The sequence below is a fragment of the Humibacter sp. genome, assembly GCF_035547335.1.
Taxonomy (GTDB): domain Bacteria; phylum Actinomycetota; class Actinomycetes; order Actinomycetales; family Microbacteriaceae; genus Humibacter.
Genome location: NZ_DASZVF010000068.1, coordinates 1 through 2,959, shown reverse-complemented (window position 1 = coordinate 2,959; position 2,959 = coordinate 1). Strand labels below are relative to the sequence as shown.

3 protein-coding genes are annotated in these 2,959 nt (G+C 67.4%); 1 reads left to right on the top strand and 2 read right to left on the bottom strand.

Annotation, left to right across the window (positions count from 1 at the left end):
• A partial coding sequence (locus VHB92_RS14560) for a cytochrome c oxidase assembly protein (protein WP_325454489.1) occupies positions 1-921 on the top strand: 921 nt, incomplete at its 5' end.
• Positions 922-1,072: 151 nt separating this feature from the next.
• Here VHB92_RS14560 and VHB92_RS14555 read toward each other — a convergent pair.
• Together VHB92_RS14555 and VHB92_RS14550 are read right to left on the bottom strand one after the other, a co-directional pair.
• Positions 1,073-1,555 carry a DUF559 domain-containing protein gene (locus tag VHB92_RS14555; RefSeq protein ID WP_325454488.1) on the bottom strand — a complete coding sequence of 161 codons (483 nt, stop codon included), beginning with the start codon at positions 1,553-1,555 and terminating at the stop codon, positions 1,073-1,075.
• 595 nt (positions 1,556-2,150) lie between these two features.
• Positions 2,151-2,959, bottom strand: an 809-nt coding sequence (locus VHB92_RS14550; protein ID WP_325454487.1) for an amino acid--tRNA ligase-related protein, incomplete at its 5' end; no start/stop codon positions are given.

Here is a 2,959-nt window from a genome sequence, read left to right as displayed (position 1 = left end):
CGAGGTCATCCTGCACACGCCCTTCCGGAGCACACCACGCCTGACGTCCTCACCTTCCTCACCACGTTCACCTTCGACCCGTACGCCCTCGGTCTGATCGTGGTGGCCGCCGCGCTCTACGGCGCAGGGGTGTTCTTCGCGCAGCGCAACGGGGTGCGCTGGCCGGCATGGCCTACGCTCGCGTTCTACGTGCTCGGCCTCGGGTCGTACGCGTGGATCGAATTCGGCTTCCTGGGCGCCTGGAGCGTCGACCTGCGCTGGGCTTTCACGACGCGGATCGCGTTCCTGTTGTTCGTGGTGCCCGGTCTGCTCGCGCTCGGCCGCCCCGTGTCGCTGGCGCGCGCCGCCACGTCTGGGCTGTCGGCTCGGGTGCTGGAGCGCATCCTAAGGTCGTGGCCGATCCGCATGATGGGCAACGCCATCTTCGCGCCCATCGTCGCACTCATCGGGTTCTGCCTGTTCCTCACCCCCTTCGCCGCCGCCCTGCGACTGGACCCCGGATGGGAAGCCGCCATCACCATCGGCGTTCCCGTCGTCGGACTGCTCATGGTGCTGCCGGTGACAGACAGCGGCCTTCTCCGCACGAGCCTGTTCATCACGGCCGAGTTCATGCTCGCGTTCGTCGAGCTCGTTCTGGATGCCATCCCCGGCATCCTCCTGCGCCTCAACGAGACCGTGCTCGACCACGCCCCGGCGATCACGGGCGCGCTGCCTGGGTGGTTCCCCAATCCGCTCCACGATCAGCACTTGTCGGGGGACTTCCTGTGGTTCATCGCTGAGGTCGCGGACATCCCGGTGCTCATCATCCTGTTCGTGCGGTGGATGCACACCGACAAGCGCGAGGCCAAGACCATGGATGACCTCACGGACGAACAGATGGAGCAACTCACGCAGGAGCACCTGAAGCGCTTCCAGCGGTAGGGGGCCGCGGCCGCCCGTCCCGGAAACAGCAGCCTGCGTATACCCCGAGACCGTCCACGCGAAAACAGGCAGGTATGCGCCTTCCTCGCGGCAGCAGGCAGGAATTGCCTGTTCTCGCGTGATCTGCCTGTCGTGAACACCGCGACGAACGTCAAGCACGAAAGGGGCGCCCCGCCGCCAGGATGTCTGCCACAACCTGGATGCACGCGTCGAGGTCGTTCATGATCTGATCGTGCCCGAACCTGTGCGCTCGCATGCCTCTTCGCACGGCCGCGGCGTCGCGCGCTCGGTCGTTCGCGCGCTGCGCTCGGCTGGAGTGAAAGCTGTCGCCATCCGTTTCGACGATCAGCCACCCCTCGATGACGTGGTCTGCTCGCCCCACCCCTGCGATCTCAACCTGTATCTCCACGTCCCAGCCTTCACGTAACGCGCCTACCCGAAAGATGGACTCGATCCCGGACTCGCTGCGGCGATCGACGAGCGCGCGTATGAATCGGAGCCGTCCGGGCAACCGGGTGATGAGCGCATCCAGCTGCCGCGCGGAGAGCACGCCGATGTGCAAGGCGCTGTCGATCGAAGCGATCAGGTGCTCGTGAGTCACCCGGCTCGCGAGCACGCCAAGTGCGTCGACCACGCCCATGCGCCATCGCACTCCGTCCGGCCAGCCGAACGTGCTCGGATATACGCGGTACTCGGCCTGACGAAGCTCCGGCAAACGACTGGCAGTGCGTGGCGCGGCGACGCACAAGCCGGTGTGATGCGAGACCCAGATTCCCATGCTGCGAAGTGCGCTCTCTCCACCGAGAATCCCGCCGAGTTCGACGGCGCGGACCGCCTCCGGCGGCGCGTTCGCGGACGCGAGCCAGGAACGTCGAACCACCCGCACCGCACCCGACTCGATGAACGCGCGAATCGCGTGATCGGTGCAGCCGCTCTGCCTCAGTTGGTTGCGTGTGGCGAGCCCCTGGAACCGAGCGAGTGTGTTGGCGACCCGGGCATCCATGGTTCCAGCATGTCAACCGCTGGTCGGAGCTGGAGGCGCGAGCAACGGATTGTAGAGAACTCGGCGCAACAAACGGTTGGGGAGGCACGCGTTGACAGGCCGAACTCTCCGGAACAGGCAGTTTGTGCCTGTTGCGGCGAGGAAGGCGGTTTCCTGCCTGTTTTCGCGGGGACGCGGGCCGCGGGGCCGCGGGCCGGGGCAGCCGGGCCGGGGCAGCCGGGCCGGGCTACTTCACGAGGGGGAAGAGGATGGTCTCGCGGATGCCGAGGCCCGTCAGGGCCATCAGCAGGCGGTCGATGCCCATACCCATGCCGCCCGTCGGGGGCATGCCGAACTCGAGCGCGCGCAGGAACTCCTCGTCGAGCCGCATGGCCTCGTCGTCCCCCTGCGCCGCGAGCCTGGCCTGCTCGATGAAGCGCTCGCGCTGCACGACGGGGTCGACGAGCTCGGAGTATCCCGTCGCGAGCTCGAAGCCGCGGATGTAGAGGTCCCACTTCTCCACGACGCCCGCCTTGGAGCGGTGCGCGCGCACGAGTGGCGACGTGTCCACCGGGAAGTCGCGCACGAACGTGGGCCGCTCGAGCCCGCCCTTCACGAAGTGCTCCCAGAGCTCCTCCACGTACTTGCCGTGGATGGGATGCTTCACCTCGAGCTCGACCAGCTCGGCCAGGGCGGCGAGCTCGTTCAGCGGCATCTCGGGAGTGATGTCGGTGCCGCCCGTCCATGGCAGGCGACCGGATGCGACGGCCTGCGTGAGCGCATCCGTGAGGCTCTCGTACATCGAGACCGAGTCCCACTCGCCACCGAGGTCGTACTCGGTGCCGTCGGCCCACGTCACGACGTGTCCTCCGCTGGTCGCCCACGCGGCATCCTGGATGAGCGTCTGCGTCAGCTCGGCCATCGTGTTGTAGTCGCCGTACGCCTGGTACGCCTCGAGCATCGCGAACTCCGGCGAGTGCGTGGAGTCCGCGCCCTCGTTGCGGAAGTTGCGGTTGATCTCGAAGACGCGATCGAGGCCGCCCACCACGCAGCGCT